Genomic DNA, 24,628 nt, shown 5'->3' on the forward strand with positions numbered 1-24,628 from the left:
CGGGGATCCTAGGCGGTGTGGAAGCCCCGCTCCCCGACCGGTTCCTCCCGGTCCCACGTGACGGAGGTGACGTGGCCGGGACGTCGACGGGTGGAGGGCTGTTCCTCCAGGAGGGCGAGGAGCTTGTCGACGCCCTCGGCCGGTCCCTCCGCGACAACCCGCACACGGCCGTCATTGAGGTTCTCCGCGTAACCCGTCAGCCCGAGGCCCACGGCCTCGCCGCGGACCCACCAGCGGAAGCCGACGCCCTGCACGTGGCCGTCGACAAGCATCACGAGGCGTCTCATACCCGGTCCTCGAGGGAGCGGCGGGTGACGGGGTCGGAGCCGTCCCAGTACTCGACGTTCTTCAGCTCGGGCAGCATGTCGCGGTGGAAGACGGGGTCGATGCCGTGGCTGCGCTGCTCGCCGTAGTTGCGCAGCAGCTTGATGGCCACGCCGCCGAGCGGGACGATCGCGATGAGGTTGATGAACACCATCGTCGCAGCGAAGGTGTCACCGAGGGCCCAGACGAGCGGCAGGGAACCGACGGCGCCGAAGAACACGAAACCGACGACGACCACGCGGAACACGGTGAGGGCCGCGGCCGACCCGGTGAGGTACTCGATGTTCGTCTGCGCGAGGTAGTAGTTGCCCAGGATCGAGGAGAACGCCAGGAAGAAGAGGATGAACGTGAGGAAGTGCGTGCCCCACGCCCCGACGGTGCCGGCCAGCGCCTGCTGCGTGAGCGCGGCACCCTGGACGGTTTCCCCGTAGGCGATGTCCTCGACGCCCAGCAGGATGATCACGGCGGTGATGGAGCAGATGACGATGGTGTCGAAGTACACGCCGAGGGTCTGCACCAGGCCCTGCTTCACCGGGTGGGAGACGGTCGCGGTGGCGGCGGCGTTCGGGGCGGAACCCATGCCGGCCTCGTTGGAGAACAGACCGCGGCGCATGCCGTTCATGAAGGCGGCTCCGACCGCGGCACCGGCGATCTCCCGGAGTCCCAGGGCGTGACCGACGATGTCGGCGAGCACACCCGGCACCTCCTGGATGCGCAGCGCGATGACGATGAACGCCACCACGAGGTACGCGATCGCCATGAACGGCACGATGATCTGCGTGGCGTGGGCGATGCGGCGCACGCCACCGAAGATGACCATCGCGGTGAACATCGCGAGCATGCCGCCGACGACCATCTTGAAGGTGTTGTCGTCGCGCTCGAGGGAACCACCGACGGCCTCGACGATGGAGTTGGTCTGGATGGCGTTGTACACGAAGCCGTAGGTGATGGAGATGAACACCGCGAAGATGACCGCCAGCCACCGCGCGTTGAGGCCACGGGTCATGTAGTACGCGGGGCCACCGTGGTAGTTGCCGTGGGCGTCTTTGGTCTTCCACAGCTGCGCGAGCGTGGACTCGACGAAGGCGGTGGCACCACCGATGATGGCGATCATCCACATCCAGAACACCGCGCCGGGCCCGCCGAGGGTGATGGCGACGGCGACGCCGGCGATGTTGCCGGTGCCGACGCGGGAGGCCGCGGAGATGGTGAAGGCCTGGAAGGCGGAGATGCCGCCGTAGTCCTCATCCTTGTTCTTGCCGGGGATACCGGGCTTCTCCATGACGGAGCGGAGCATGTCGGGCACCATCCGGATCTGTACGAGGATGGTGCGGATTCCGAAGTACAGACCGGCCGCGATCAGCAGCCAGGGTACGACGGTCCACAGGTTGTCGTTGATCGTCCCTGTGACGAACGATTCGAGTGATTCCATTCCTCAAAGGTAGCGCTAAATGTGCTCCAGGTCACTGACACTTTTCGCAGAAATGAGATGACCGGCCACCGATGACGATCCTCCGCAGCGGCGTCCCGCAGCGCCTGCACGGCTCCCCCTCCCGCCCGTAGGCGTTGAGGGAACGGGAGAAGTAGCCGGACTCGCCGTTGACGTTGACGTAGAGCGAGTCGAAGGACGTGCCGCCCTCCGCGAGTGCCCGGCGCATGACGTCCTCGGCCGCCTCCAGCAGTGCCACCGCCTCCCGCTGCAGCAGCGACGAGGCCCGGCGCGTCGGGGCGATACCCGCCTGCCACAGGGCCTCATCGGCGTAGATGTTGCCGATCCCGCTGACGATCTCCTGGTTGAGCAGCACCGACTTGATCGGCGAGCGTTTCCGGCGGATCAGCCGCGCGACCGCGACGCGGTCGAAGTCCTCCTCCAGCGGATCCAGCGCCACGTGCGCCACCGGCACGGGCACCCCGCCGACCTGCGGGGTGTACAGCCAGCGGCCGAAGGTGCGCTGATCGACGAACGCGAGTTCGCGAGCCCGGCCGGCGGCGTCGGTGAGTGAGGCGTGGATGCGCATGTGCGGTGACGTGCACACGCCGGGGTCCCCGACGAGCATCTGCCCGCTCATGCCCAGGTGGACGTAGAGGGCGTCGTCACCGAGGTCCAGCCAGAGGTACTTGCCGCGTCGGCGTACCTCGTCGATACGGGCGCCGACGAGCAGATCCGCCAGGGGTGCGTCCTGCCCGCGGTTCGCGCGGGGGTGCAGCACGGTGACGTCCTCGAAGGTCGCGCCACCCAGGTGTTCCGCGAGTCCCCGGCGGACGACCTCAACCTCGGGGAGTTCCGGCACGCGGATTCTCCTTCAGCGCGAGATAGGCCTCGCGCGCGGAGGCCTGCTCGGCGATCTTCTTGCTCGGGCCGACGCCACGTCCCAGCTCGACGCCGTTGACGGTCACCAGGGCGCTGAACGTGAGATCGTGCTCGGGGCCGGTCGACGTGGCCTCGTACACCGGCATCGGGTACTTGAGCTCCGCGGCCCGCTCCTGCAGGTTCGTCTTCCAGTCGCGGTGGATGTTGCTTGCCGACGCAGTGTTGATCTTCTCCGCGAACAGGCGCAGGACCACGCTGCGGGCGACCTCGAAACCGTGCTCCAGGTAGATCGCGCCCAGCAGCGCCTCGGTGGTGTCCGCGAGGATGGAGTCCTTCTCGCGGCCCTCGGTGACCAGCTCTCCCCTGCCGAGCAGGATGTGCGGGCCGAGGTTGATCTCCCGGGCGATGTCGGCCAGTCCGAAGCGGGACACGATGGAGGCACGCATCTTCGAGATGTCCGACTCCGGACGCGACGGGTACTGGTCGTAGAGCTGGTTGGCCACGGACAGGCCGAGGACGGCGTCGCCGAGGAACTCGAGACGCTCGTTGTTCGGCAGGTTGCCGTTCTCGTTGGCGAAGCTGCGGTGGGTCAGCGCCAGCCGCAGGTGGGTGTCGGAGACGGTGACCCCGAGGGCGTCGAGAAGCGGGGTGTGGTCGACCGCCGCGAAGGCCGCGGCCCAGGCCTCCTTGCCCGTGGGCCGGGAACGCCTCCGACTCACAGGAACTTCTCCAGGTCGGCCCAGCGCGGGTCGAGCGGCTGGTACTCGCCGGAGACGCCGTCCGGGGCGGGGGTCTCGGAGTCGTCGCAGCCGCCCTCGCACTGCGGGTTGAAGGGCAGGGTCAGCCCGGCCTCGTCGATGACGGCCTGCAGCAGGTCGATCTCGTCGCCGACGATCTCCGGCAGCTCGTCAACCTCGCCCTCATCGTCGGCGTCACCGGTGACGAAGTCGTCGGAGCCGGAGAACACCTGCTGGACGCGGAGCTCCAGCGGTGGGGTGAGGTCGGCGAGGCAGCGGACGCACTGGCCGGTGAGCTGGCCGGTGACGGTCGCGTCGACGAGCACTCCCCCGCCCAGCTGGGTGAGGGTGGCGTCGACGGTGACCTCCGAGCCCTCGGCGATGCCGATCATCTCCGGCCCGATGCGGGTGGGGGCGGGGCCGGTCTGGGTGCACTGCGCGAAGTCGGTGAGACGGGCGACGTTGAACACGAAAGGTGAAGTCATAACGTACCGAGCCTACTCAGTTCGGCGGCGGGACACACCTGCGCCCCGACGCAGCGCCTGACGGTCGCGGGTCACGGTGCGCAGGACCTCGTTGAGGGAGCCCTCGAACTCGGAGAGCTTGGAGTCGACGAACTCGTCGCACTCGCTGCGCAGACGCTCGGAATCCGCGTGGGCGGCGTCGACGATGCGGTGCGCCTCCTCGTTCGCGCGACGCACGACCTCGGACTCGGAGACCAGTCGCTCCTGCTCCGCGATGCCCTCGTCGACGCTGCGCCGGTAGGAGTCGTTGCCGTCCTCGATGAGGCGGTCGGCCTCGACCTGGGCACGGTGGATGGTGTCCTCCGCTTCACGACGCGCCGACGTCACCATGTGGTCGGCGTCGTCCTCCGCCTTCGCCACCATGGTGGTGGCGCGGTGCTGGGCCTCGTCGACCATGTGGTCGGCGTCCGCCCGGGCGCGGGAGACGATCTCGTGGGCCTCCGCCTCGGCTGCGGCGATCATGTCGCGGGCCCGGTCCTCGGCCCCGCGGAGGATCTCGTCGCGCTGGTCCAGGACATCCTGGGCGTCGTCGATCTCGACGGGCAGGGCGTTACGCAGATCGTCGAGAAGCGCGAGGGTGTCGTTGCGCGGCACCATGCAGTTGGAGGTCATGGGCACGCCGTAGGCCTGCTCCACGGTCTGGTTGAGCTCGTCCAGGGCTTCGAAGACTCTATACATGACTCAAAGATTACTGGCCCTGCCGCACAATGTGTGGTGCGGCAGGGCCAGGGGGTCAGGGAATCCTGTGGAGAGCCTTAGATGACGCCCTGCGCGAGCATCGCGTCGGCGACCTTCTTGAAGCCGGCGATGTTGGAGCCGACGACGTAGTTGCCCTCGTGGCCGTACTCTGCGGCAGTGCGGGACATGGTGCGGAAGATCTTGGACATGATCTTGTGCAGGCGCTGGTCCGTGTACTCGAAGGACCAGGAGTCACGGGAGGCGTTCTGCTGCATCTCCAGGGCGGAGGTGGCCACGCCACCGGCGTTGGCGGCCTTGCCCGGGGCGAAGAAGATACCGCGCTCACGGAAGACCTCGATGGCCTCCGGGGTGGAGGGCATGTTGGCGCCCTCGGCGACGTAGCGGATGCCGTTGTCGGCCAGGGTGCGGGCGTGGTCGCCGTTGAGCTCGTTCTGGGTGGCGCACGGGAGGGCGACGTCGGCGGCGAGGTCCCAGATGGAGCCCTCGGCGTGGAAGGTCGCGCCGGTGGCCTCCTCGGCGTAGCAGGAGACGCGCTCGCGGCGCTTCTCCTTGACGTCGTGGAGCAGCTCGACGTCGACGCCGTTCGGGGTGGAGACCCAGCCGGAGGAGTCGGAGAAGCCGACGACGGTGGCGCCGAGCTCCTGGGCCTTCTCGATGGCGTAGATGGCGACGTTGCCGGAGCCGGAGACGATGACCTTCGAACCGGAGAGGGAGTCGCCGTGGGCCTTCATCATCTCCTGCGTGAGGTAGACGGCGCCGTAGCCGGTGGCCTCGGTGCGCACGAGGGAGCCACCCCAGGCGAGGCCCTTGCCGGTGAGGACGCCGGACTCGTGCTGGCCGGCCAGACGACGGTACTGGCCGAAGAGGAAACCGATCTCCCGGCCGCCGACGCCGATGTCACCGGCGGGGACGTCCTTGTACTCGCCGATGTGCTTGTGCAGCTCGGTCATGAAGGACTGGCAGAAACGCATGATCTCGAGCTCGGACTTGCCCTTCGGGTCGAAGTCGGAGCCGCCCTTGCCGCCGCCGATGGGCAGGCCGGTGAGGGAGTTCTTGAAGATCTGCTCGAAGCCGAGGAACTTGATGATGCCCAGGTTGACGGACGGGTGGAAGCGTAGGCCGCCCTTGTACGGGCCGAGGGCGGAGTTGAACTGTACTCGGAAACCACGGTTGACCTGTACCACGCCGTTGTCGTCGATCCACGGCACACGGAAGATGAGCTGGCGCTCCGGCTCGCACAGGCGCTGGATGAGGCCGTAGTCCGCGTAGTGCGGATCCTTCTCCAGGACGATCTTGAGGGAGGCGAGAACTTCTGCGACTGCCTGGTGGAACTCCGGCTCTCCTGCGTTCCGCTTGAGCAGCATGTTGTAGTAGGAGGAGACCTGCTCGTCAATAGACATACGAGTCCTTTCCGGCCCGCAGTCGCGGGCAGCCCGGGGGATGGGGTTTTCTAACGGCCTATAGTTTTCACGGGCGGCGCGGTTCATGCAAGTCACTCCGGAGTTGAATATGTCACTCCCACTACCCCTAGACTGCTTCCCATGGTCCACATCATCATCGCCCCCGACTCCTTCAAGGGCACTGCCACCGCCGATCAGGCCGCACGGCTGATCGGCGAGGGTGTCCGCTCGATCATCCGGGACGCCGAGATCACCCTCGCTCCCATGGCCGACGGGGGTGAGGGCACCGCCGCCACCTTCGACGGCCAGACCATCACCCTGCCCACCACCGACGCCGCCGGCCGCCTCACCGAGGCCTCCTACGTCCTCGACGGCTCCACCGCCTACATCGACATCGCCGCAGCCTCCGGTCTCCCGGCGGTGGCGGACCACCCCGTCCCCCTCACCGGCGACACCTACGGCACGGGCGTGCTCATCGCCGACGCCCAGACCCGCGGCGCCACCCGCATCGTCCTGTGCCTGGGCGGTTCCGCGACCTCCGACGCGGGCACCGGCATCCTCGTGGCACTCGGCGCGACACCACTCGACGCGGAGGGCTACTCCCTGAAGAAGGGCGGCGGGTCCCTCGGACAGCTGGCCAGCATCGACACCGCGCAGCTCAACATCCCGGCCGCGGCCGTGGAGTGGATCCTGCTCACCGACGTCGACGCGACCGTCCCCGAGGCCGCCACCGTCTACGCACCGCAGAAGGGGGCGTCCGCGGAGGACGTCACGCTTCTCGACGCCGCCCTCACCCACGCCGCCGAGACCCTCGGCGTCGACCCGGACACCCCGCGTTTCGGTGCCGCCGGCGCCGTGCCGGTGGGCATCCACTGGCTGTCCACGATGCTGCACGGCACGGACAGCCACATCCACGTGCTGCCCGGCGCGCCGCTCGTGGCGGACGCCCTGGGACTCAACGAGTCGATCCCGCAGGCGAACCTCGTCATCACCGGTGAGGGGGCCTTCGACGCGCAGTCGCTGACCGGCAAGGTCGTCGGCACCATCGCCGACATCGTCGCGGGCACCAACGCCACGCTCGGCATCGTCGCCGGGCGTATCGACGTCGACCCGGGCGAGGACGTGCTCACGGTGGAGATGGGCGAGCCGGTGGACGTCGAGAAGCAGCTCTTCGACGCCGGCGCCCGCCTCGCCGCGGACTACCTGCGGATCTCCACCGCCCAGGGGTAGATCGCGTCCACCTCGTAGTTCTGCTCCTGCTCGAGGAGCAGGGCGTCCTGCGGCAGGTCGGCCTGCGGCGTGAGGAAGCGGGAGAGGACCATGGCCAGCTGGTTCACGGAACCCGTCTGGCCCTCCACCCGGATGACGTAGCGGTGGACCTGCGCGTCGTAGAGATCGTCACGGTCCTCGCGCAGTCCCTCCTCGATGCCCTCGTAGAGAGCCGGGGCGTGGTGGTGGGTGACGTCGGCGGCGGTGAGCTTCCCGGCGTCGAGAAGCTTCCGCATGGCGTCCTCGAACACCTCCTGGAGCTGGAGTGCGGCGGAGTCGGGGATAAGGACATCGAACTGGATCGCAGGCATGAGGAAAGACTAGCCAATAACCTGGTGGGTATGAACCTCCCCGTCAACGCGCACCGCGACCCCATCACCATCATGGCCGACGGAACGATCAAACAGGTCAACCCGTTCTCCGGGACCGAGGTGTGGACCGTTCCGGGCCGGGGCAACCGCCCCCTGGCGAAACCGGCCGTCGACCCCGCCCCCCTGGGCCCGCACGACCGTGACCACCGCTGCGCCTTCTGCCCCGCCACCCCCCTGGCCACCCCGCCGGAGAAGTCTCGCATGGTCCGCGACGGGTCCGGGTGGCGGATCCTCAACGGACTGCTACCCCACGAACTCGACGACACGGTGCCCGAGTTCCGCCGCGTGCCCAACCTCTTCGAGATCATCTCCTACGACTACTGGGCCAAGAACTACGGCTACGAGATGGACTCGGAGACCACCGCCCGCATGGCGACGTACCTGGCGGACCCGGCGGGGCGTCGGCACGTGCTCGACATCGTGCGCACCCGTCTCACCGCCGGCGGGCAGTCCGCGGACCTCTCCGAGGAGAAGCTCCTCGAGTACGCGCCCGCCTACTTCGGCGGCGGCCACGACGTCATCATCTCGCGCCGTCACTTCACCGATGAGGCCACGCACGACAACGAGCTCGCGTCCTCCGGCACCCTCACCCCGGAGGAGCACTTCGCGCTCACCCTGTTCACGATCGACGGCATCGACGACCTCTACCAGCGCAACCGCTACGCCCCCTACGTCGCGGCGTTCCAGAACTGGCTGGCCCCCGCCGGCGCGTCCTTCGACCACCTGCACAAGCAGCTCGTGGCCATCGACGCCCGTTCCGTCCAGGCCGAGCTGGAGATCTCCCGTCTGCGCAACAACCACAACATCTACAACGAGTGGGGCGTCGACTACGCCGGCTACCGCAACCTCATCATCGCGGAGAACGAGCACGCCGTCGTCCACGCCGGTTTCGGACACCGCTACCCCACCCTGACGATCTACTCCCGTTCCGCCACCCCGGAACCCTGGCTGATGTCCAACGCCGAGATCCGCGGCATGAGTGACCTCATCCACGCCTGCCATGCCGCCACCGGCCCAGATGTGCCCGTCAACGAGGAGTGGCACCACCGCCCCGTCGACCTGGACCTGCCCATGCCCTGGCGTGTGAACATCAAGTGGCGCGTCTCGACGCTCGCCGGTTTCGAGGGCGGCACCAAGATCTTCGTCAACACCCTGTCCCCCGACAACGTCCGTGACCGCATGGTCTCCGCGATGTACCGGCTGCGGGACGAGGGGCGGATCGCCCAGGACATCCGGATCGCCACGGAGTGCTCCGCCCGCCGCAACTCGCTGCTCTACAACCCGCTGCTGCAGTAGTTCCGGGGTGGTGCGAGAGTGCGCAACTGCGCACTCTTTTTACCCGCTGACCTGCGGCGACAGCTTTGGGAGATCTCATGTCCGGGGCACCTGCTACGGTGGCCGTGATCGAACACCAATTCGACCACCGGGGGAATTCTTGCTCGCCACGATCACCGAGCCGTCCACACTCACCGACCGTCAACTCACCACCTCGATCACGCACGCCCACCGCAACCTCACCCGCCACAAGGCCGCCTTCATCCTCCACCTCGCCGAGTTCGACGACCGCGGCCTCGCCCGCACCTTGGGCGCCACCACCACCGCCGACTGGGCCGTGCGCACCCAGGACCTCTCGCGGCGAACCGCCTACGAGTACCTCCAGGTCGGCCGGGCGCTCCGCCCCTTCATCCTGCTCACCGGGGCCTTCACGGCGGGCGACATCTCCTACTCCAAGGTCCGCCTGCTCCTGCAGTACGTCACCCTGAACAACGAGCTTGAGCTGCTGGAGCTGGCCCGCGCCCACGCCATCACCGAACTCGAGGTCCTCCTCGCCGGCCATGAACGCGTCGGTGGACGCCCACGCAAGGCGGGCAACCGGCTCTCCGTCGCCGTCGACCCCGAGTCCGGGCGCGTGAACTTCTGGGGCAGCCTCGACCCTGAGCGCGGTGCCGAGTTCCTCGCCGCCCTCAAGGCCGCGGAACTGAGCCCCACCGGTGACGTACCGGAGCCGGAACCAGGCCCGGACTCCTCGAACACCCGCTTCGGCACACCCATCGCCGCCACCCGCGTCGGGGCGTTCATCACGATGTGCCACATCACCCGCACCAACGCCACGGAGGCTGCCCGCACCGCCCCCGGCGCGCAGGTGAACATCGTCATCGGCCCCGACGACCGGGCCAGCCTGCCCACCCAGCCCGGCGCGGCGAGCGGGGAACTGCTGCGCAGCATCCTCAACGGTTTCTTCGCGGTCCAGATCCGGGATGCCCGCGGACGCGTGCTCAACCTCTCCCGCACCTCCCGCCTGGCCAATGCCGCGCAGGTCAAGGTCCTGCTGACCCGCTGGCACTACCGCTGCGCCACCCCGGGGTGCACCTGCACCCGCTGGCTCGAGTTCCACCACATCCTCGCCTGGGCCTCCGGAGGTGCCACCGACCTTGACAACCTGATACCCCTGTGCCCGACGCACCACGCGATGGTCTCCAACGGTGAGCTGGTCATCGTGCCGGATGAGCGTGACCCGTCGCTCCTGCGCTTCCGCTTCCCCGGCGGGGAGTCCTACACGTCGGTGGACAGCGGGCCCCCGATGCTGGATCTGGCGATGGGGCAGCACTCCGACCGCTACTCGCACGGCCCGGTGCCGAAGGGCGACGAAGAACTTCTCGACGTATGGGAGCACCAGGACACCTTCGACGACGTCACCCCAGGTCACACCCCCTAAAGTGTGCGCAACTGCGCACTTTCCGGGTACCGTTCCCTCCTCCCCTGCTCTACTCTGGACACCAGTCCACCTCCCCCCCCTGCAAGGAGTCCCCGAACCCCCGATGAGCGACATCGCCCGTCTCCTCGCCCACCACGACGTCGATCTCAGCTGGCAGAGGTCCTTCTACGAGGACCTCCACGAACGCCCCGAGCTGTCCGGACACGAGCACGAGACGGCGGAGAAGATCGCGCGGAAGCTCGAGGACTTCGACTGTGAGGTCACCACCCACATCGGCGGTTTCGGCATCGTCGCCGTCTTCCGCAACGGGGAGGGCCCCACCGCCCTGTTCCGCGCCGACTTCGACGCCCTCCCGATCACCGAGAAGACCGGCGTGCCCTTCGCCTCCACGCGCGTGCGCCCCGGCCCGGACGGCACCCGGACGGGTGTGATGCACGCCTGCGGCCACGACATGCACACCACCGCCCTGCTGGGGACGTGTGCGCTTCTCGACGCCCACCGGGATGCCTGGTCCGGCACCTTCATCGCCCTGTTCCAGCCCGCGGAGGAGACGGGTGAGGGCGCGGCCGCGATGGTCGCCGACGGTCTGGTCACCCGCATCCCCCACCCCGACGTGTGCCTCGGCCAGCACATCATGCCCGGCCGCGCGGGAGAGGTACAGACAAAGGTGGGACCCCAGTTCGCCGCCTGCGACTCCATCCGCATCACCATCCCGGGCCGCTCCGCCCACGGTTCCATGCCGCACAACGCGATCGACCCGACCTATATCGCGGCGATGGTCATCATCCGTCTGCAGGGCATCGTCGGCCGCGCGGTGGACCCCAACGACTTCGCCGTCATCTCCGTGGGTTCCCTGCACTCGGGGACGACGAACAACATCATCCCCTCCTCCGCGGAACTGGTGCTCAACTGCCGTTTCTACAGTGAGACCACGAAGCGCCGAGTCTACGCCGCCATCCGCCGGGTGGTGGAGGCGGAGTGCGTGGCGTCGGGAAGCGAGGAGGCGCCGACCTTCGAGTTCTTCGGTCACGGCGAGCTCGTCGACAACAGCCCGGAGGTGTTCGCCACCGTCCGCCCGGTCTTCGACGAGGTCTTCGGACGCGAGTCGGTGGACGCGCAGCGGACGACGGTGTCGGAGGATTTCGCGAACATCCCCAAGGCCTTCGGCGTCCCCTACATGTACTGGGTCGTGGGCTGCACGCCGCAGGACCTGTGGGACCGCGCGGTGGCGGAGAATCGGGTGAAGGAGGACGTTCCTGTGAACCACATGAACACTTTCCTCCCCGAATACGAACCCACCGTCTCCGCCACCACGCGGGCGGCCACCGCAGGTGTGCTCGCTTATCTGGGTCACTGAGGCGCGGAACGCCAGGGGTGCCTATATGCTGAGACAAGTGGCTACCTGAGATAGCCCTTTGCCAGCCCGACAACCCAGGAGTTAACCCATGAGTGACACCCTGCCCCCGCTGAACTCGACCGTCGGTGGACACGTCCGCGCCGCATCCGGTCAGACCCCGGAGAGTGCCACCGACTACAAGTTCTGGTTCGGTCTCTCCCGCAGTGTCATGGAGCAGATCGCCGACAAGTGGGAGGCCACCACCCGGGCCTACGCGGGTGTCCGCCAGCAGCACTACTTCTCGGCGGAGTTCCTCATGGGACGCGCGCTGCTGAACAACCTCACCAACCTCGAGATGGTCGACGAGGCCGCCGCGGCCGTCCGCGAGCTCGGACATGAGCTGGGCGACGTCCTCGAGGCGGAGAACGACGCGGCACTCGGCAACGGTGGTCTCGGCCGCCTCGCCGCCTGCTTCCTGGATTCCTCCGCCACCCAGGACCTGCCGGTCACCGGCTACGGCATCCTCTACCGTTACGGCCTGTTCAAGCAGGCCTTCGACAACGGTTTCCAGACGGAGCACCCGGACGCCTGGAAGGAGAACGGCTACCCGTTCTACATCCGCCGTGAGGAGCAGCCGCGCATCGTCCACTTCGACGACATGACCGTGCGCGCGGTGCCCTACGACATGCCGATCACCGGCTACGGCACCGACAACGTCGGCACCCTGCGTCTGTGGAAGGCCGAGCCGATGGAGGAGTTCGACTACGACGCGTTCAACTCCCAGCGCTTCACCGACGCCATCGTCGAGCGTGAGGCCGTCATGGATCTCTGCCGCGTCCTGTACCCGAACGACACCACCTACGCCGGCAAGGTCCTGCGTGTCCGCCAGCAGTACTTCTTCGTGTCCGCCTCCCTGCAGGCCATGATCGAGTCCCACCTGGAGAACCACGGCGACCTGTCGACCTTCGCCGACTACAACTGCATCCAGCTCAACGACACCCACCCGGTGCTCGCCATCCCGGAGCTCATGCGCCTGCTTCTCGACGAGCACGGCCTCACCTGGGAGGCCGCCTGGGAGATCGTCACCGGCACCTTCGCCTACACCAACCACACCGTGCTGGTCGAGGCTCTCGAGCAGTGGAACGTCTCCATCTTCCAGCAGCTCTTCGGCCGCATCTGGGAGCTCACCGTCGAGATCGACCGTCGTTTCCGCGAGGACCTGCGTGAGCGTGGTTTCGACGAGGCCCACATCGCCCGCATGGCCCCGGTCCAGGACGGTCACGTCCACATGGCCTGGATCGCCTGCTACGCCGCGTACTCCATCAACGGTGTCGCCGCGCTGCACACCGAGATCATCAAGCGTGACACCCTCGGCGACTGGCACGACATCTGGCCGGAGAAGTTCAACAACAAGACCAACGGCGTCACCCCGCGTCGCTGGCTGAAGATGTGCAACCCGCGCCTGTCCGACCTGCTGACCCGCCTGGTGGGTTCCGACGAGTGGGTCACCGACATGGACAAGCTCAAGGAGATCGCGCACTACGCCGACGACGAGTCCGTGATGAACGAGCTGCTCGAGATCAAGGCGGCCAACAAGGTCGAGTTCGCCGAGTGGATCAAGGAGCGTCAGGGCATCGAGATCGACCCGGACTCGATCTACGACACCCAGATCAAGCGCCTCCACGAGTACAAGCGCCAGCTGCTCAACGCGCTGTACATCCTGGACCTGTACCTGCGCATCAAGGAGGACGGCCTCCAGGACGTCCCGCCGCGCACCTTCATCTTCGGTGCGAAGGCGGCCCCGGGCTACTACCGCGCCAAGGGCATCATCAAGCTCATCAACGAGATCGCCAACGTGGTCAACAACGACCCGGAGGTCAACGACGTCATCCGCGTCGTCTTCGTCGAGAACTACAACGTCTCCCCCGCCGAGCGCATCATCCCGGCGACCGACGTCTCCGAGCAGATCTCCACCGCCGGCAAGGAGGCCTCCGGCACCGGCAACATGAAGTTCATGATGAACGGTGCCCTCACCCTCGGCACGATGGACGGCGCGAACGTCGAGATCCACGACTCCGTGGGCGACGAGAACGCCTACATCTTCGGTGCCCGCGAGGAGGAGCTGCCGGAGCTGCGCGCCACCTACAACCCGTGGCACGCCTACGAGACCGTCCCGGGCCTCAAGCGCACCCTTGATGCGCTTGTCGACGGCCACCTGGACGACAACGGCACCGGCATGTTCCACGACCTGCGTTCCTCGCTTCTCGACGGCGGCGGCTGGGAGACCCCGGACGTCTACTACGTCCTCGGTGACTTCGCCGACTACCGCGAGACCCGCGACCGCATGGCCGCCGACTACGCCGACCGCCTGCACTGGGCGCGTATGTGCTGGGCGAACATCTGCGCCTCGGGCCGTTTCTCCTCCGACCGCACCATCAACGACTACGCGCGTGAGGTGTGGAAGCTGGAGCCGACCCCGGTGAAGTAGCCGCACACGACAGGAGCGGCGGAGAGGATGATCCTCTCCGCCGCTCCTTTTTCTGTTCTCCGGCTACCTGCCGGTCGGGGAACTCGTGTCCTCGCCCAGCAGGTGGACGTGGATCATGTTCGTGTTGCCGGAGACCCCGGGCGGGGTGCCGGCGACGACGACCATCATGTCGTCGCGGTGGTAGTCGTCCATGGCGAGCAGGGAACGGTCCAGCTCGGCCATCATGTCGTCGGTGGACAGGGCCTGGGCGCAGAGGAAGGTCTCGGCGCCCCAGGTGAGGGCCAGCTGCGAACGGACCGCCGGGTGCGGGGTGAACACCAGCAGCGGCAGGTGCGAGTGCAGGCGGGCGACACGGCGGGCGGTGTCACCGGAGGTGGTGAAGCAGACCAGGGCGCGGGCGTTGAGACGCTCGGCGATGTCACGGGCCGAGTAGGAGATGACGCCCCGCTTGGTGCGCGGGACATGGCTCAGCGGCGGCACGTGGCCGTCGGTCTCGGCCTGGGTGACGATGCGGGCCATGGTGCGCACGACGTTGTGCGGGTCCACACCGATGGAGGTCTCACCGGAGAGCATGACCGCGTCGGCGCCGTCGAGGACGGCGTTGGCGACGTCGGAGGCCTCGGCGCGGGTCGGGGTGGAGTTCTCGATCATGGAGTCGAGCATCTGCGTGGCGACAATGACCGGCTTCGCGTTCTCGCGGGCGATCTGGATGGCCCGCTTCTGCACCAGCGGGACCTGCTCCAGCGGCACCTCGACGCCGAGGTCACCGCGGGCGACCATGATGGCGTCGAAGGCGAGGACGATGGACTCGAGGGCGTGGACGGCCTCCGGCTTCTCCAGCTTCGCGATGACCGGCACGTGGCGGCCGACGCGGTCCATGACCTCGTGGACGAGGTCGACGTCCGCCGGGGAGCGGACGAAGGACAGGGCGATGAAGTCGACGCCCAGCTTGAGGGCGAACTCGAGGTCGGCGATGTCCTTCTCCGACAGCGCCGGCACAGAGATGTCCATGCCCGGGAGGGAGACGCCCTTGTTGTTGGAGACGGGGCCGCCCTCGGTGACCTCGCAGACGACGTCGTTGCCGTCGACCTCGAGGCAGGTCAGGCCGACCTTGCCGTCGTCGACGAGCAGACGGTCGCCGGGCTTGGCGTCCTGCGCGAGGTTCTTGTAGGTGGTGGACACGCGGTCGTGCGTGCCCTCGACATCGTCCACGGTGATGCGGATGACCTCACCGGTCTCCCAGACGGTGGCACCGTCGATGAAGCGACCGAGGCGGATCTTCGGGCCCTGGAGGTCAGCGAGGATGCCGACGGCACGGCCGGTCTCATCGGTGGCTTCCCGGACCCACTTGTAGTTCTGCTCGTGATCGGGGTGATCACCGTGGGAGAAGTTCAGGCGGGCGACGTCCATGCCGTCCTCCACCAGACGCGTGATCGCGTCCTTGGAGGCGACGGCAGGACCGAGGGTGCACACAATCTTGGTTCGTCTAGACACGGCTACCAACCTACTCTGTTTCTCGGACAACAGCCCGCTGACGTCGCTGCAACCACACGAATACCGCGATCGAGACGAGGAACACCACGGCGGAGACCCAGGTGTTGACCCGCTGGCCGAGGATCATCGTGGCGGAATCGTCGCGCATGAGCTCGATCCAGAAACGGCCCAGCGTGTAACCGGCGACGTAGAGGGCGAACAGTCCACCCGGTGCGATGCGGAAGCGGCGGTCGATGAGGATGAGCAGCCCGAAGATGAGGAGGTTCCACAGCAGCTCGTAGAGGAACGTCGGGTGCACGGACGTGATGACCTCACCGGTCGAGGTTCCCGTCAGCGGGGCGAACTCACCGTTGGCGTCGACGCGGTAGTAGATGTCCAGCGCCCACGGCACGTCGGTGGGGCGGCCGTAGATCTCCTGGTTGAACCAGTTGCCCAGGCGGCCGATCGCCTGCCCGAGGATGACGGCGGGTGCCACGGCGTCGGCGAAGGGCGCCAGGGGGACCTTCTTCCAGCGGAACAGCAGCGCCACGCCGACCGCACCGAGTGCCACCGCACCCCAGATGCCCAGGCCGCCGGCGGTGATGTTGAGGGCGGCGGCCGGGTTGCAGGTGTCGCAGAAGTACTTGTCGCTGTCCGTGATCACGTGGTACAGGCGGCCGCCGATGATGCCGGCGGGGATGGCCACGATCGCCGCGTCCCACACCATGTCGGTGTCGCCGCCACGGGCGGCGTAACGGCGGTGGGTCACCCACAACGCCAGGAGGATGCCGATCATGATGCATATCGCATACGCCCGGAGTGGGATCTTCCCCAGGTACCAGACGCCCTGGGGTGGGGACGGGATGTTCGCGAGGATAGTGGTCTGCACGTTAAGACAGTGTGCCAGAGTCCTCAGCGCGAAGGGCAGGACGGGTGCTGCCCCGTCGCGACGAGGGTGCGGGTCAGACGCCGCGGGTCCTCCGCGGTCATGAGCTCCTCACCGACGACCACCGCGTCCGCGCCGGCGGCCGCGTAGTAGAGCAGGTCCCGGGGCGAGTGCACCCCGGACAGGGCGATACGCACCGTCGACTCGGGCAGGCCCGGCGCGATCTCCGCGAAGAGCTTCCTGTCGACGTCCCCGCCCACCAGCGGGCGCGCGTTGACCGCCACGACCCGGGCACCGGCCTCCATCGCGCGATCCGCCTCCGCGGGGCTGCGCACCTCGAGGACGGCGGTCATGCCGAGCGACTCGATGCGGTCGAGGAGGGAGACGAGGCGGTTCTGGTCGAGCAGTTCCACCTGCAGGGGCACGAGGTCGGCGCCGTAGCAGCGGGCCTCGTGGATCTGGTACGGGTCGAGGATGATGTCGCGGCAGAACATGGGCAGCTCGACGGCCTCGCGGGCATCGCGCATGTCCTGGAGGGAACCCTGGAAGCGGAGGCGCTCCGTCTGGCAGGCGATGAGGTGGGCGCCGCCCTCCTCGAAGTCGCGGGCGAGGTGGGCGATGGGGGCGTCGGCGTCGAGAAGCACCCGGCCGTTCATCGCCCGCTTGATTTCGGCGATGACGCTGCACCCCGTGCGCAGCAGCGCGGACAGTCCGTCGCGGGCCGGGGTGGTGTCGCGGGAGCGGGCCTTGACGTCCTGGAAGGACAGGACGGCCTCGCGTGCGGCGACCTCCTCCAGGACTCCGGCGATGAGCCGGTCACGAGCGCTCATTCGCACCTCCGATCGAGATCCCTCACAGGGTATCCCGTGACCTTGCTCACGAAGAAATCAGGGTCGCGGAGGCTTCTGCGGGTCGGTCGGGTCGATGTCGGCGTCGAGGGCGTCCCACATGACGCGGCCGGAGTCCGGCTCGGCCTCGAGATCGTGGACGATCTTGGCCTCCCGGTTCTGGCGGATCTCGTAGCGGTTGAGCTTCGCGGAGTCCTGTCCCGGGCGCATGGCCAGCAGCACGCCACCGAACAGCGCGACCGCGGCGCCGACCATCGCCAGGGCGGGACCCGCGGAGTTGACGTTGAGGGCGACGACCTCGGCCCAGTCGGAGATGCGGGCCTCGTCGCCGGTGGACAGCAGCTGGTGCACGCGCCGCGGGTCCGGCTCGCCGGCCAGCAGGCCCAGCGGTGCCCAGCTCACGCCGATGCCGGCCAGGGCGGAGACGACGCCGACCAGGCGGCGGCCCACACGGCGCAGCGCCAGGCCCGCCAGGGAGCCGGCGACCAGCAGCAGCGCCACGGCGGTCTGCTCGGTCGACCACAGGCCGCCGATGACCTCGTGCACGGCGGTGCCGGACTTGTCGTCGAAGGTGTCGGCGGTGATCCACGACATCCGGGACGCCGCCCACAGCAGCGCCGCGGCGAGGGCCAGCAGCAGGGCGGACAGACGGTGCAGATTCTTCATGTGTCCCTAGAGCAGCTCGTCCGCGTCGAAGCAGGAGCGGTCACCGGTGTGGCACGCGCCGCCGACCTGCTTCACGGTCACCAGGACGGTGTCGCCGTCGCAGTCGAGACGCACGCCGGTGACCTCCTGGGTGTGGCCGGAGGTGAGGCCCTTGATCCAGTACTCGTCACGCGAGCGGGAGTAGTAGGTGCCCCGACGGGTGGCCAGGGTGTGGGCCAGCGCGTGGGTGTCCATCCACGCCATCATGAGGACCTCACCGGTGCCGTGGGCCTGGACGATGGCGGGCAGCAGGCCGGCCTCGTTGAGCTTGAGGCGCGCGGCGATGTCGGCGTCGAGGGTGTAGTCGGCGGGGTTGTCGGAGTTCATCGGCGGACCTCGTGGCCGGCGGCGGCCAGGGCGTCCTTGACCTCGGCGATGGAGACCTCGCCGAAGTGGAAGATGCTGGCGGCGAGGACGGCGTCGGCACCCGCCTCGACGGCCGGCGGGAAGTGCTCGGCCCGGCCGGCGCCACCGGAGGCGATGACCGGCACGGAGACGGCCGCGCGGACGAGGCGCAGCAGCTCCAGGTCGAAGCCGTCGCGGGTGCCGTCGCCGTCCATGGAGTTGAGCAGGATCTCGCCGACGCCGAGCTCCTCTCCCTTCCGTGCCCACTCGATGGCGTCGAGGCCGGCGGACCGCGTGCCACCGTGGGTGGTCACCTCGAAGCCGGAGGGCTGGTCGGTGGTGCGGCGGGCGTCGACGGACAGCACGATGCACTGGGAGCCGAACCGGTCCGCCAGCTCACGGAGCAGCTCGGGGCGGGCGATGGCGGAGGTGTTGACGGAGACCTTGTCCGCGCCGGCACGCAGCAGCTGGTCGACGTCCTCGACGGAGCGGACGCCGCCGCCGACGGTCAGCGGGATGAAGACCTGCTCGGCGGTCCTCCTGACCACCTCGAGCATGGTGCCGCGGCCGTCCTTCGAGGCGGAGACGTCGAGGAAGGTGAGTTCGTCGGCGCCCTCCTCGTTGTAGCGGGCGGCCAGCTCGACGGGGTCACCGGCGTCGCGGAGGTTCTCGAAGTTGACGCCCTTGACCACGCGACCATTGTCGACGTCCAGGCAGGGGATGACGCGGATGGCGACGGCCATGAATCCGCCCCTTTCAGTTCATGAGTTCAGGATCCCGTCCATCGTACTCATGATGGCCTGGTGCGCCCGCGCGGTACCCGCCACAACGCCGATCGACCGCGGGGTCCATTCGTTGCCCTCGATGTCGGTGACCACTCCCCCGTTGGCCCGCACCAGCATGACGCCCGCCGCGTTGTCCCACACGTGCGGGGAGAAGCTCACGGCCCCGCCGAAGATGCCCTGCGCGGTGAAAGCCAGGTCGACGCCGACCGAACCGGTGATCCGGGGGCGCAGGTACGTCGCCGACAGCTCCGCCAGCAGTCCCTGCCGCAGCAGCGAGGGGAACTGCGAACGCACCTGGGAGGCCACCGAGGAGAACCCCACCTGGGCGACGAGCTGGTTCGCCTCCGTCAGCGGGGTGATCGGCTGTCCGTTGAGGCGGACGGGTCCCCCCTCGTAGGCGGTGAGCCGCCGGCCGAGCAGCGGCATGGCGGTGATCGCGACGACGGGCTGGTCCTCGACGAGCAGGCTGATGAGGATCGCGCACATCGGGTTGCCCGCCGCGAAGTTGGCCGTGCCGTCGACGGGGTCGACGACCCACACGGCGTCGTGGCTGTAGCAGCCGCCGGCCTCCTCCCCGAGCACGGGGATGCCGGTGAACTGGGTGAGGGTCTGCCGCAGGTAGGCCTCGATCGCGAGGTCCACCTCGGTGGCGAAGTCGCCCGGGCTCTTCATCGCGGCCGGGTCGGAGCCGACCCCGGCGAGGAACATCCTCTCCGCGTCGTCGCACACCGCCTCCGCGACGGCGAGCAGTTCCCGGGCGTCCATGTCCCTAGAGCTTCTCGACGGCCGCGAGCGCCTCGCGCAGCGTGAAGCGCTTCTCGTACAGCGCCTTGCCGATGATGGCGGAGTCGATGCCCTCGTCGGTGTAGCGGGCGAGCTCGATGACGTCGTCGAGGACGGAGATGCCGCCGGAGGCGACGATCTTCGCGTCGGTGGCGGCAGCCACCTCACGCAGGAGCTGGACGTTCGGGCCCGCGAGGGTGCCGTCCTTGGACACGTCGGTGACCACGAAGCGGGTGCAGCCGGCGGCGTCGAGACGCTCGAGGACCTCCCACAGGTCACCGCCGTCGGAGACCCAGCCGTTGCCGCGGGTGCGCCACTCGCCGTCGATCTCGCGGACGGCGATGTCGACGGCGACCTTCTCCCCGTAGGAGCGGAGGACCTCGGCGATCCACTCCGGCTTCTCCAGCGCGGCGGTGCCGATGTTGACGCGCGTGGCGCCGGTGGCCAGGGCCCGCTCGAGGGAGGCGTCGTCGCGGATGCCGCCGGTCAGCTCCACCTTGATGTCGAGCTGACGGGTGATCTCCGCCATGAGCTCGTGGTTGGAGCCGCGGCCGAAGGCGGCGTCGAGGTCGACGAAGTGCAGCCACTCCGCGCCCTGGGCCTGCCACTCGAGGGCCGCCTCCAGCGGGGAACCGTAGGACTTCTCGGTGCCTGCCTCACCCTGATCGAGGCGGACGGCGTGGCCGTCGACGACGTCGACGGCGGGAAGAAGGGTGAAATCGCTCATGGTTGCCAATCCTATCGGGAATCAGAGGGTCTCAAGCCAGTTGGCCAGCAGCTGCAGCCCGACGTCGCCGGACTTCTCGGGGTGGAACTGGGTGGCCCACAGCGGGCCGTTCTCCACGGCGGCGACGAAACGGTCGTCCTCGTGCTCCGCCCAGGCGACGGCCGGCGGGGTGGTCAGGTCATCGGTCTCCAGGGTCCAGTCGCGGACGCCGTAGGAGTGGACGAAGTAGAAGCGCTCCTCGTCGGAGAGCTGCGCGAACATCTGCGAGCCGGGGGCACGGGAGACGGTGTTCCAGCCCATGTGCGGGAGGATCTGCGCGTGCAGACGCTCGACCACGCCGGGCCACTCCCCCGCGCCGCTGGTCCGGACGCCGTGTTCGTGGCCCTCGTCGAAGAGGATCTGCATGCCGACGCAGATGCCCAGCACCGGGCGGCCACCGGCCAGGCGCTGGCCGATGATGCGGGGGCCGTGGACGGCGTTGAGTCCGGCCATGCAGGCGGCGAAGGCGCCGACGCCGGGGACGAGCAGTCCGTCCGCCCCGGTAGCGACGGTGGGGTCAGAGGTGACTGTCACATCGGCACCGACCTTCTCCAGTGCCCGGTGGGCGGAGCGGAGGTTGCCGGAGCCGTAGTCGAGGAGGGCGACGGTTTTTGCCATGGCCGTGAGTGTAGTCGGTGGGTCCCCCTGCCCTGTCAGCCTGCCCCGCTACCGCCGCCGCGGACGACGGGGCACCGGGATCTGGCGCAGGCGGGTGCGGATGTTGTCGTGGTCGGTGACCCGGTGGGCACCCAGGTAGCGGTCGGCGAGGGTGGCCAGGATGCCCAGCGCGACCAGTCCCGCCGCCACCGCATACGCCCCGGAGTAGGCCGCCCGGGCCGCGACGAAGCCGAGGACCACGGAACCGATGCCCGTGCCGGCGTCGTAGGACATGTTCCACACCGCGGAGGCCTCGGAGACCTTGGTGCGGGGCAGTCGCTGGAACATCTCCAGCAGGGCCTCGTTCTGCACCATGCCGAAGCCGCCGCCGAAGAGCACGCCCGCGAGCACGAGCCACCACACGGACCAGCCGTTGGCGATGACCAGCGCCATGAGCGCGACACCCGCGAAGCCCATCGCCTGGCCGGGGAGCATGGTCACCCCGGCATGCCCCGCCCGGTCAGCGACCACCCCGGAGAAGTAGCGCAGCACCATCGCCGCGCCGCCGATGATGGAGAGCATGAAACCGCCGATGACGGCCCCGGTGACCGGGTCGAGGTCCTGCACCGCCGCCGGCAGGAAGGAGGAGACGGCACCGAAGCTCATGGCCAGGGTGTTGACGGCCACCGCGGGCACGGCAACGAGCTTCCACATGGACACGTCGCCGCCGGGTGCGTCCTTCGGGCGGCGCTGGGCGCGGATACGTGGGATCCGCAGACACATGACCGCGGCGACGAGTGCCACGACCGCGGCGGTGACGTACACCGTCGGGTAGCCGAACTCCCCCGCCAGCCACAGGCCCGTGGGCAGCCCGATCATCTGGGCCACGCCGAGGAACACGCCGAGCATGCCGGAGGCCTTGCCCAGGAAACGGGCGGGCACGATCTCGGCGATCAGCGCGGACTCCGCCACCGTCAGGGCGCCGAAGCCGACGCCGCGCAGGGCGGAGAAGAGCAGGAGGATCCAGGCGTCCGTGCCCAGCAGGTGGCCGAGTGCGGGCACACCGAGCATGAACGCCGCGGCGACCATCACCGGGTTGTACCCGATGCTCCGCAGCATCATGGGTGTGAAGATCTGGGTGGCCACCGTGGCGGCCATGAACACGCCGGTGGTGGCGCCGGCGAGGGTGGCGGAGTGGCCGTGGTCGAGCGCGGCCAGCGGGATCACCGGCAGCAGCAGCGACCAGGCCCCGAACGCGGCGAAGACCGCGACGAAGGTGGGTATGAAGCCGGGGGCCTTCCACATGCTGTCGAGGTTCTCGATCTCCGCACGCGTCAGTCCCGCCTGTGCCACTTAGCCCATCGCTCCCATCATCCAGAACACGGCACCCGCCAACGACACGATGGCGCACAGTGCCAGGAATATCGCCAGTCCCCTGTTCTCCGCCTGGTGCGCGGACCAGGTGCCGCCGACCAGGAGACCGGCGACGATGAACATCAGGTACACGAGCCAGAGACTGTCGTCCTGGCTCTCCTGTGCCACCGTAGCAATGGAGAGCACTTTCTACAGAGCTCCCTTGGTGGAGGGCACGCCCTCGACGCGCGGATCCTTCTCGACGGCCTCCCGCAGCGCACGGGCGACGGCCTTGTACTCGGCCTCGGTGATGTGGTGCGGGTCGCGGCCGTGGTGGCAGATGACGTGGAGGGTGATGCGGGCGTTGAGGGCCAGGGTCTCGAAGAAGTGCTCGTTGATGACCGTGGCGTAGTGCCCGCCGATCACGGCGGTGATCATCTGGTCCGGCTCACCGCGCATGACGAAGTAGGGACGGCCGGAGATGTCGACCACCGCCTCGACGAGGGTCTCGTCCATCGGCAGCTGACGGGAACCGAAACGACGGATGCCGGCCTTGTCGCCGACGGCGTCGAGAAGCGCGCGTCCCATGACGATGGCGGTGTCCTCGACGGTGTGGTGTGCGTCGATCTCGATGTCACCCTTGGCGTGGACCTTCAGGTCGAAGGAACCGTGGACGGCGAACGCGGTGAGCATGTGGTCGAAGAACGGCAGGCCGGTGTCGACGTCGACCCGGCCCGAACCGTCGAGGTTGATCTCGACGGTGATGTCGGACTCGGAGGTCGTGCGGGTCGCGCGTCCGATACGGTCAGTCACTTGATCTCCTTGATGATGTCGGCTGCGGCGCGGAGGAAGGCGTCGTTCTCCGCGGGCAGTCCGATGGTGGTGCGCAGGTGGCCGGTGACGCCGACGTCACGGATGAGGACGTCCGCGTCGAGGAACTTCCGCCATGCCGCCTGCTGGTCGGCGAAGGTGCCGAAGAACACGAAGTTGGATTCGCTGGGGACGACATCGTAGCCCAGTTCCTGCAGGGCGGCGACCACGCGGATGCGCTCCTGCGAGAGCTTCTCGACGGTCGCCAGCGTGTCCTCCCGGTGCCGCAGTGCGACGGTCGCCGCCGCCTGGCTGAGCATCGACAGGTGGTACGGCAGGCGCACCAGCATGACGGCCTCGACGAAGGCGGGGTCCGCGACGAAATACCCGAGGCGACCGCCGGCGAAGTCGAAGGCCTTGGACATCGTGCGGGACACGACGAGCTTCGCCGGGTACTCGGCGAGCAGCGTCGTCGCCGACGGGGACGGCGAGAACTCGCCGTAGGCCTCGTCGACGATGACGATGCCGGGGGCGGCGTCGAGAAGCGTGCGGATGTCCTCGAGCGAGGTGACGTCACCCGTCGGGTTGTTCGGGGTGGTGATGAAGATGACGTCCGGGCGGTGCTCCGCGATGGCGGCCAGCGCCGCGTCGATGTCGATGCGGAAGTCCGCGCCGCGCGGGCAGTCGATGAACTCCGTCTGCGTGCCGGCCGACAGGATCGGGTGCATCGAGTAGGAGGGCTGGAAACCCAGGGCCTTGCGGCCGGGACCGCCGAAGGCCTGCAGCAGCTGCTGGAGGACCTCGTTGGAGCCGTTCGCGGCCCACAGGTTCTCCACGCCGACGGCCACGCCGGTCTGCTCCGTGACGTAGTCGGCCAGCTGGGTGCGCAGCTCGACGGCGTCGCGGTCCGGGTAGCGGTTGAGGTCGGAGGCGACCCTGGTCACGGTCTCCACGAGGTCGTCGATGAGCGCCGGCGACGGCGGGTACGGGTTCTCGTTGGTGTTGAGGCGGACGGGGACGTCCAGCTGCGGGGCGCCGTAGGGCGACTGCCCGCGCAGTTCCTCGCGCAGGGGCAGCTGATCAAGAGAGAGACGGGTCATGG

Annotated in this window: 26 protein-coding genes; 5 read left to right on the forward strand and 21 right to left on the reverse strand. The window is 68.5% G+C overall.

Translation table 11 applies throughout. The annotated features are described in order from the left end of the window. Positions 1-8: 8 nt before the first annotated feature. From B842_RS08540 to gdhA, 7 genes are all read right to left on the reverse strand, one after another. Complete coding sequence (locus tag B842_RS08540; RefSeq protein ID WP_040086140.1) at positions 9-287, reverse strand: acylphosphatase; 279 nt, start codon at positions 285-287, stop codon at positions 9-11. Next, entirely contained in the window at positions 284-1,756 is a 1,473-nt protein-coding gene (locus B842_RS08545) for an alanine/glycine:cation symporter family protein (RefSeq protein WP_040086142.1), read from the reverse strand. Before B842_RS08545 ends, B842_RS08540 begins: the two co-directional genes overlap by 4 nt. Positions 1,757-1,787: 31 nt before the next feature. Continuing rightward, a complete protein-coding gene (mutM, locus tag B842_RS08550; protein ID WP_040086144.1) occupies positions 1,788-2,615 on the reverse strand; it encodes a bifunctional DNA-formamidopyrimidine glycosylase/DNA-(apurinic or apyrimidinic site) lyase in 828 nt (275 codons plus the stop codon). After that, complete coding sequence (rnc, locus tag B842_RS08555; protein WP_040086146.1) at positions 2,593-3,354, reverse strand: ribonuclease III; 762 nt, start codon at positions 3,352-3,354, stop codon at positions 2,593-2,595. Before rnc ends, mutM begins: the two co-directional genes overlap by 23 nt. After that, on the reverse strand, positions 3,351-3,857 hold the full coding sequence (locus B842_RS08560) for a YceD family protein (RefSeq protein WP_040086147.1): 507 nt from the start codon (positions 3,855-3,857) through the stop codon (positions 3,351-3,353). The genes rnc and B842_RS08560 overlap by 4 nt, the downstream gene beginning before the upstream one ends. A gap of 12 nt (positions 3,858-3,869) precedes the next feature. Further along, positions 3,870-4,574, reverse strand: coding sequence for a DivIVA domain-containing protein (locus B842_RS08565; protein ID WP_040086148.1), 705 nt, complete (start codon positions 4,572-4,574; stop codon positions 3,870-3,872). Between the two features lie 77 nt (positions 4,575-4,651). Beyond that, complete coding sequence (gene gdhA / locus B842_RS08570) at positions 4,652-5,995, reverse strand: NADP-specific glutamate dehydrogenase (protein ID WP_040086149.1); 1,344 nt, start codon at positions 5,993-5,995, stop codon at positions 4,652-4,654. Positions 5,996-6,136: 141 nt separating this feature from the next. Between gdhA and B842_RS08575 the strand changes: the two genes are divergently transcribed. Continuing rightward, positions 6,137-7,225 (forward strand): glycerate kinase, encoded by a 1,089-nt coding sequence (locus tag B842_RS08575; protein WP_040086151.1) that lies wholly within the window; start codon positions 6,137-6,139, stop codon positions 7,223-7,225. Here B842_RS08575 and B842_RS08580 read toward each other — a convergent pair. Beyond that, positions 7,195-7,575 carry a hypothetical protein gene (locus B842_RS08580; RefSeq protein WP_040086153.1) on the reverse strand — a complete coding sequence of 127 codons (381 nt, stop codon included), beginning with the start codon at positions 7,573-7,575 and terminating at the stop codon, positions 7,195-7,197. The genes B842_RS08575 and B842_RS08580 overlap by 31 nt on opposite strands. A gap of 30 nt (positions 7,576-7,605) precedes the next feature. Between B842_RS08580 and B842_RS08585 the strand changes: the two genes are divergently transcribed. The 4 genes from B842_RS08585 (at position 7,606) to B842_RS08600 (ending at position 14,175) form a co-directional block, all read left to right on the forward strand. Next, the gene (locus B842_RS08585) at positions 7,606-8,931 is read left to right on the forward strand and encodes a DUF4921 family protein (RefSeq protein WP_040086155.1); all 1,326 of its coding nucleotides are present in this window, start codon (positions 7,606-7,608) and stop codon (positions 8,929-8,931) included. Positions 8,932-9,070: 139 nt separating this feature from the next. Continuing rightward, positions 9,071-10,351, forward strand: a complete 1,281-nt coding sequence (locus tag B842_RS08590; protein ID WP_052437833.1) for an HNH endonuclease signature motif containing protein — start codon at positions 9,071-9,073, stop codon at positions 10,349-10,351. A gap of 103 nt (positions 10,352-10,454) precedes the next feature. Further along, positions 10,455-11,708, forward strand: coding sequence for an amidohydrolase (locus B842_RS08595; protein ID WP_040086156.1), 1,254 nt, complete (start codon positions 10,455-10,457; stop codon positions 11,706-11,708). Between the two features lie 88 nt (positions 11,709-11,796). Beyond that, positions 11,797-14,175 (forward strand): glycogen/starch/alpha-glucan phosphorylase, encoded by a 2,379-nt coding sequence (locus tag B842_RS08600; RefSeq protein WP_040086157.1) that lies wholly within the window; start codon positions 11,797-11,799, stop codon positions 14,173-14,175. Positions 14,176-14,238: 63 nt separating this feature from the next. On the opposite strand, the gene pyk is transcribed toward B842_RS08600, so the two are convergent. The 13 genes from pyk to B842_RS08665 are packed head-to-tail and all read right to left on the reverse strand — an operon-like array spanning position 14,239 to position 24,626. Beyond that, a complete protein-coding gene (gene pyk / locus B842_RS08605) occupies positions 14,239-15,669 on the reverse strand; it encodes a pyruvate kinase (protein ID WP_040086159.1) in 1,431 nt (476 codons plus the stop codon). 10 nt (positions 15,670-15,679) lie between these two features. Beyond that, entirely contained in the window at positions 15,680-16,537 is an 858-nt protein-coding gene (lgt, locus tag B842_RS08610) for a prolipoprotein diacylglyceryl transferase (RefSeq protein WP_040086160.1), read from the reverse strand. A gap of 23 nt (positions 16,538-16,560) precedes the next feature. Next, the gene (locus tag B842_RS08615) at positions 16,561-17,364 is read right to left on the reverse strand and encodes an indole-3-glycerol phosphate synthase TrpC (RefSeq protein ID WP_040086161.1); all 804 of its coding nucleotides are present in this window, start codon (positions 17,362-17,364) and stop codon (positions 16,561-16,563) included. Positions 17,365-17,421: 57 nt separating this feature from the next. Beyond that, positions 17,422-18,048 (reverse strand): TIGR02234 family membrane protein, encoded by a 627-nt coding sequence (locus B842_RS08620; protein WP_040086163.1) that lies wholly within the window; start codon positions 18,046-18,048, stop codon positions 17,422-17,424. A 6-nt stretch (positions 18,049-18,054) separates the two neighbouring features. Next, positions 18,055-18,414 carry a phosphoribosyl-AMP cyclohydrolase gene (gene hisI / locus B842_RS08625; protein ID WP_040086164.1) on the reverse strand — a complete coding sequence of 120 codons (360 nt, stop codon included), beginning with the start codon at positions 18,412-18,414 and terminating at the stop codon, positions 18,055-18,057. Next, the gene (gene hisF, locus B842_RS08630; RefSeq protein WP_040086166.1) at positions 18,411-19,175 is read right to left on the reverse strand and encodes an imidazole glycerol phosphate synthase subunit HisF; all 765 of its coding nucleotides are present in this window, start codon (positions 19,173-19,175) and stop codon (positions 18,411-18,413) included. Before hisF ends, hisI begins: the two co-directional genes overlap by 4 nt. An 18-nt stretch (positions 19,176-19,193) precedes the next feature. After that, positions 19,194-19,982, reverse strand: a complete 789-nt coding sequence (locus B842_RS08635; RefSeq protein ID WP_040086168.1) for an inositol monophosphatase family protein — start codon at positions 19,980-19,982, stop codon at positions 19,194-19,196. Between the two features lie 4 nt (positions 19,983-19,986). Continuing rightward, the gene (gene priA / locus B842_RS08640; protein ID WP_040086170.1) at positions 19,987-20,727 is read right to left on the reverse strand and encodes a bifunctional 1-(5-phosphoribosyl)-5-((5-phosphoribosylamino)methylideneamino)imidazole-4-carboxamide isomerase/phosphoribosylanthranilate isomerase PriA; all 741 of its coding nucleotides are present in this window, start codon (positions 20,725-20,727) and stop codon (positions 19,987-19,989) included. Positions 20,728-20,748: 21 nt separating this feature from the next. After that, positions 20,749-21,384: an imidazole glycerol phosphate synthase subunit HisH gene (gene hisH / locus B842_RS08645; RefSeq protein WP_040086171.1), complete on the reverse strand. Its 636-nt coding sequence runs from the start codon at positions 21,382-21,384 to the stop codon at positions 20,749-20,751. A 48-nt stretch (positions 21,385-21,432) separates the two neighbouring features. Further along, positions 21,433-22,668: an MFS transporter gene (locus B842_RS08650; protein ID WP_040087490.1), complete on the reverse strand. Its 1,236-nt coding sequence runs from the start codon at positions 22,666-22,668 to the stop codon at positions 21,433-21,435. A 48-nt stretch (positions 22,669-22,716) separates the two neighbouring features. Beyond that, positions 22,717-22,923 (reverse strand): hypothetical protein, encoded by a 207-nt coding sequence (locus tag B842_RS08655; RefSeq protein WP_052437834.1) that lies wholly within the window; start codon positions 22,921-22,923, stop codon positions 22,717-22,719. Positions 22,924-22,926: 3 nt separating this feature from the next. Continuing rightward, complete coding sequence (gene hisB / locus B842_RS08660; RefSeq protein ID WP_040086172.1) at positions 22,927-23,529, reverse strand: imidazoleglycerol-phosphate dehydratase HisB; 603 nt, start codon at positions 23,527-23,529, stop codon at positions 22,927-22,929. Continuing rightward, a complete protein-coding gene (locus B842_RS08665; protein WP_040086174.1) occupies positions 23,526-24,626 on the reverse strand; it encodes a histidinol-phosphate transaminase in 1,101 nt (366 codons plus the stop codon). The genes hisB and B842_RS08665 overlap by 4 nt, the downstream gene beginning before the upstream one ends. Positions 24,627-24,628 lie beyond the last annotated feature (2 nt).

Source organism: Corynebacterium humireducens NBRC 106098 = DSM 45392 (assembly GCF_000819445.1).
GTDB classification, from domain to species: Bacteria; Actinomycetota; Actinomycetes; order Mycobacteriales; family Mycobacteriaceae; genus Corynebacterium; species Corynebacterium humireducens.

What these genes read in the sequence shown, in the direction of transcription:
- hisI (WP_040086164.1), bottom strand. Translation starts at nt 18,414, where the DNA reads ATGAACTCCGACAACCCCGCCGACTACACCCTCGACGCCGACATCGCC.
- B842_RS08565 (WP_040086148.1), bottom strand. Translation starts at nt 4,574, where the DNA reads ATGTATAGAGTCTTCGAAGCCCTGGACGAGCTCAACCAGACCGTGGAG.
- B842_RS08595 (WP_040086156.1), top strand. Translation starts at nt 10,455, where the DNA reads ATGAGCGACATCGCCCGTCTCCTCGCCCACCACGACGTCGATCTCAGC.
- B842_RS08665 (WP_040086174.1), bottom strand. Translation starts at nt 24,626, where the DNA reads ATGACCCGTCTCTCTCTTGATCAGCTGCCCCTGCGCGAGGAACTGCGC.
- B842_RS08545 (WP_040086142.1), bottom strand. Translation starts at nt 1,756, where the DNA reads ATGGAATCACTCGAATCGTTCGTCACAGGGACGATCAACGACAACCTG.
- B842_RS08575 (WP_040086151.1), top strand. Translation starts at nt 6,137, where the DNA reads ATGGTCCACATCATCATCGCCCCCGACTCCTTCAAGGGCACTGCCACC.
- B842_RS08615 (WP_040086161.1), bottom strand. Translation starts at nt 17,364, where the DNA reads ATGAGCGCTCGTGACCGGCTCATCGCCGGAGTCCTGGAGGAGGTCGCC.
- B842_RS08620 (WP_040086163.1), bottom strand. Translation starts at nt 18,048, where the DNA reads ATGAAGAATCTGCACCGTCTGTCCGCCCTGCTGCTGGCCCTCGCCGCG.
- B842_RS08635 (WP_040086168.1), bottom strand. Translation starts at nt 19,982, where the DNA reads ATGGACGCCCGGGAACTGCTCGCCGTCGCGGAGGCGGTGTGCGACGAC.
- B842_RS08650 (WP_040087490.1), bottom strand. Translation starts at nt 22,668, where the DNA reads ATGTGGAAGGCCCCCGGCTTCATACCCACCTTCGTCGCGGTCTTCGCC.
- B842_RS08600 (WP_040086157.1), top strand. Translation starts at nt 11,797, where the DNA reads ATGAGTGACACCCTGCCCCCGCTGAACTCGACCGTCGGTGGACACGTC.
- B842_RS08560 (WP_040086147.1), bottom strand. Translation starts at nt 3,857, where the DNA reads ATGACTTCACCTTTCGTGTTCAACGTCGCCCGTCTCACCGACTTCGCG.
- B842_RS08585 (WP_040086155.1), top strand. Translation starts at nt 7,606, where the DNA reads ATGAACCTCCCCGTCAACGCGCACCGCGACCCCATCACCATCATGGCC.
- priA (WP_040086170.1), bottom strand. Translation starts at nt 20,727, where the DNA reads ATGAGCGATTTCACCCTTCTTCCCGCCGTCGACGTCGTCGACGGCCAC.
- hisH (WP_040086171.1), bottom strand. Translation starts at nt 21,384, where the DNA reads ATGGCAAAAACCGTCGCCCTCCTCGACTACGGCTCCGGCAACCTCCGC.
- hisF (WP_040086166.1), bottom strand. Translation starts at nt 19,175, where the DNA reads ATGGCCGTCGCCATCCGCGTCATCCCCTGCCTGGACGTCGACAATGGT.
- B842_RS08540 (WP_040086140.1), bottom strand. Translation starts at nt 287, where the DNA reads ATGAGACGCCTCGTGATGCTTGTCGACGGCCACGTGCAGGGCGTCGGC.
- B842_RS08580 (WP_040086153.1), bottom strand. Translation starts at nt 7,575, where the DNA reads ATGCCTGCGATCCAGTTCGATGTCCTTATCCCCGACTCCGCCGCACTC.
- gdhA (WP_040086149.1), bottom strand. Translation starts at nt 5,995, where the DNA reads ATGTCTATTGACGAGCAGGTCTCCTCCTACTACAACATGCTGCTCAAG.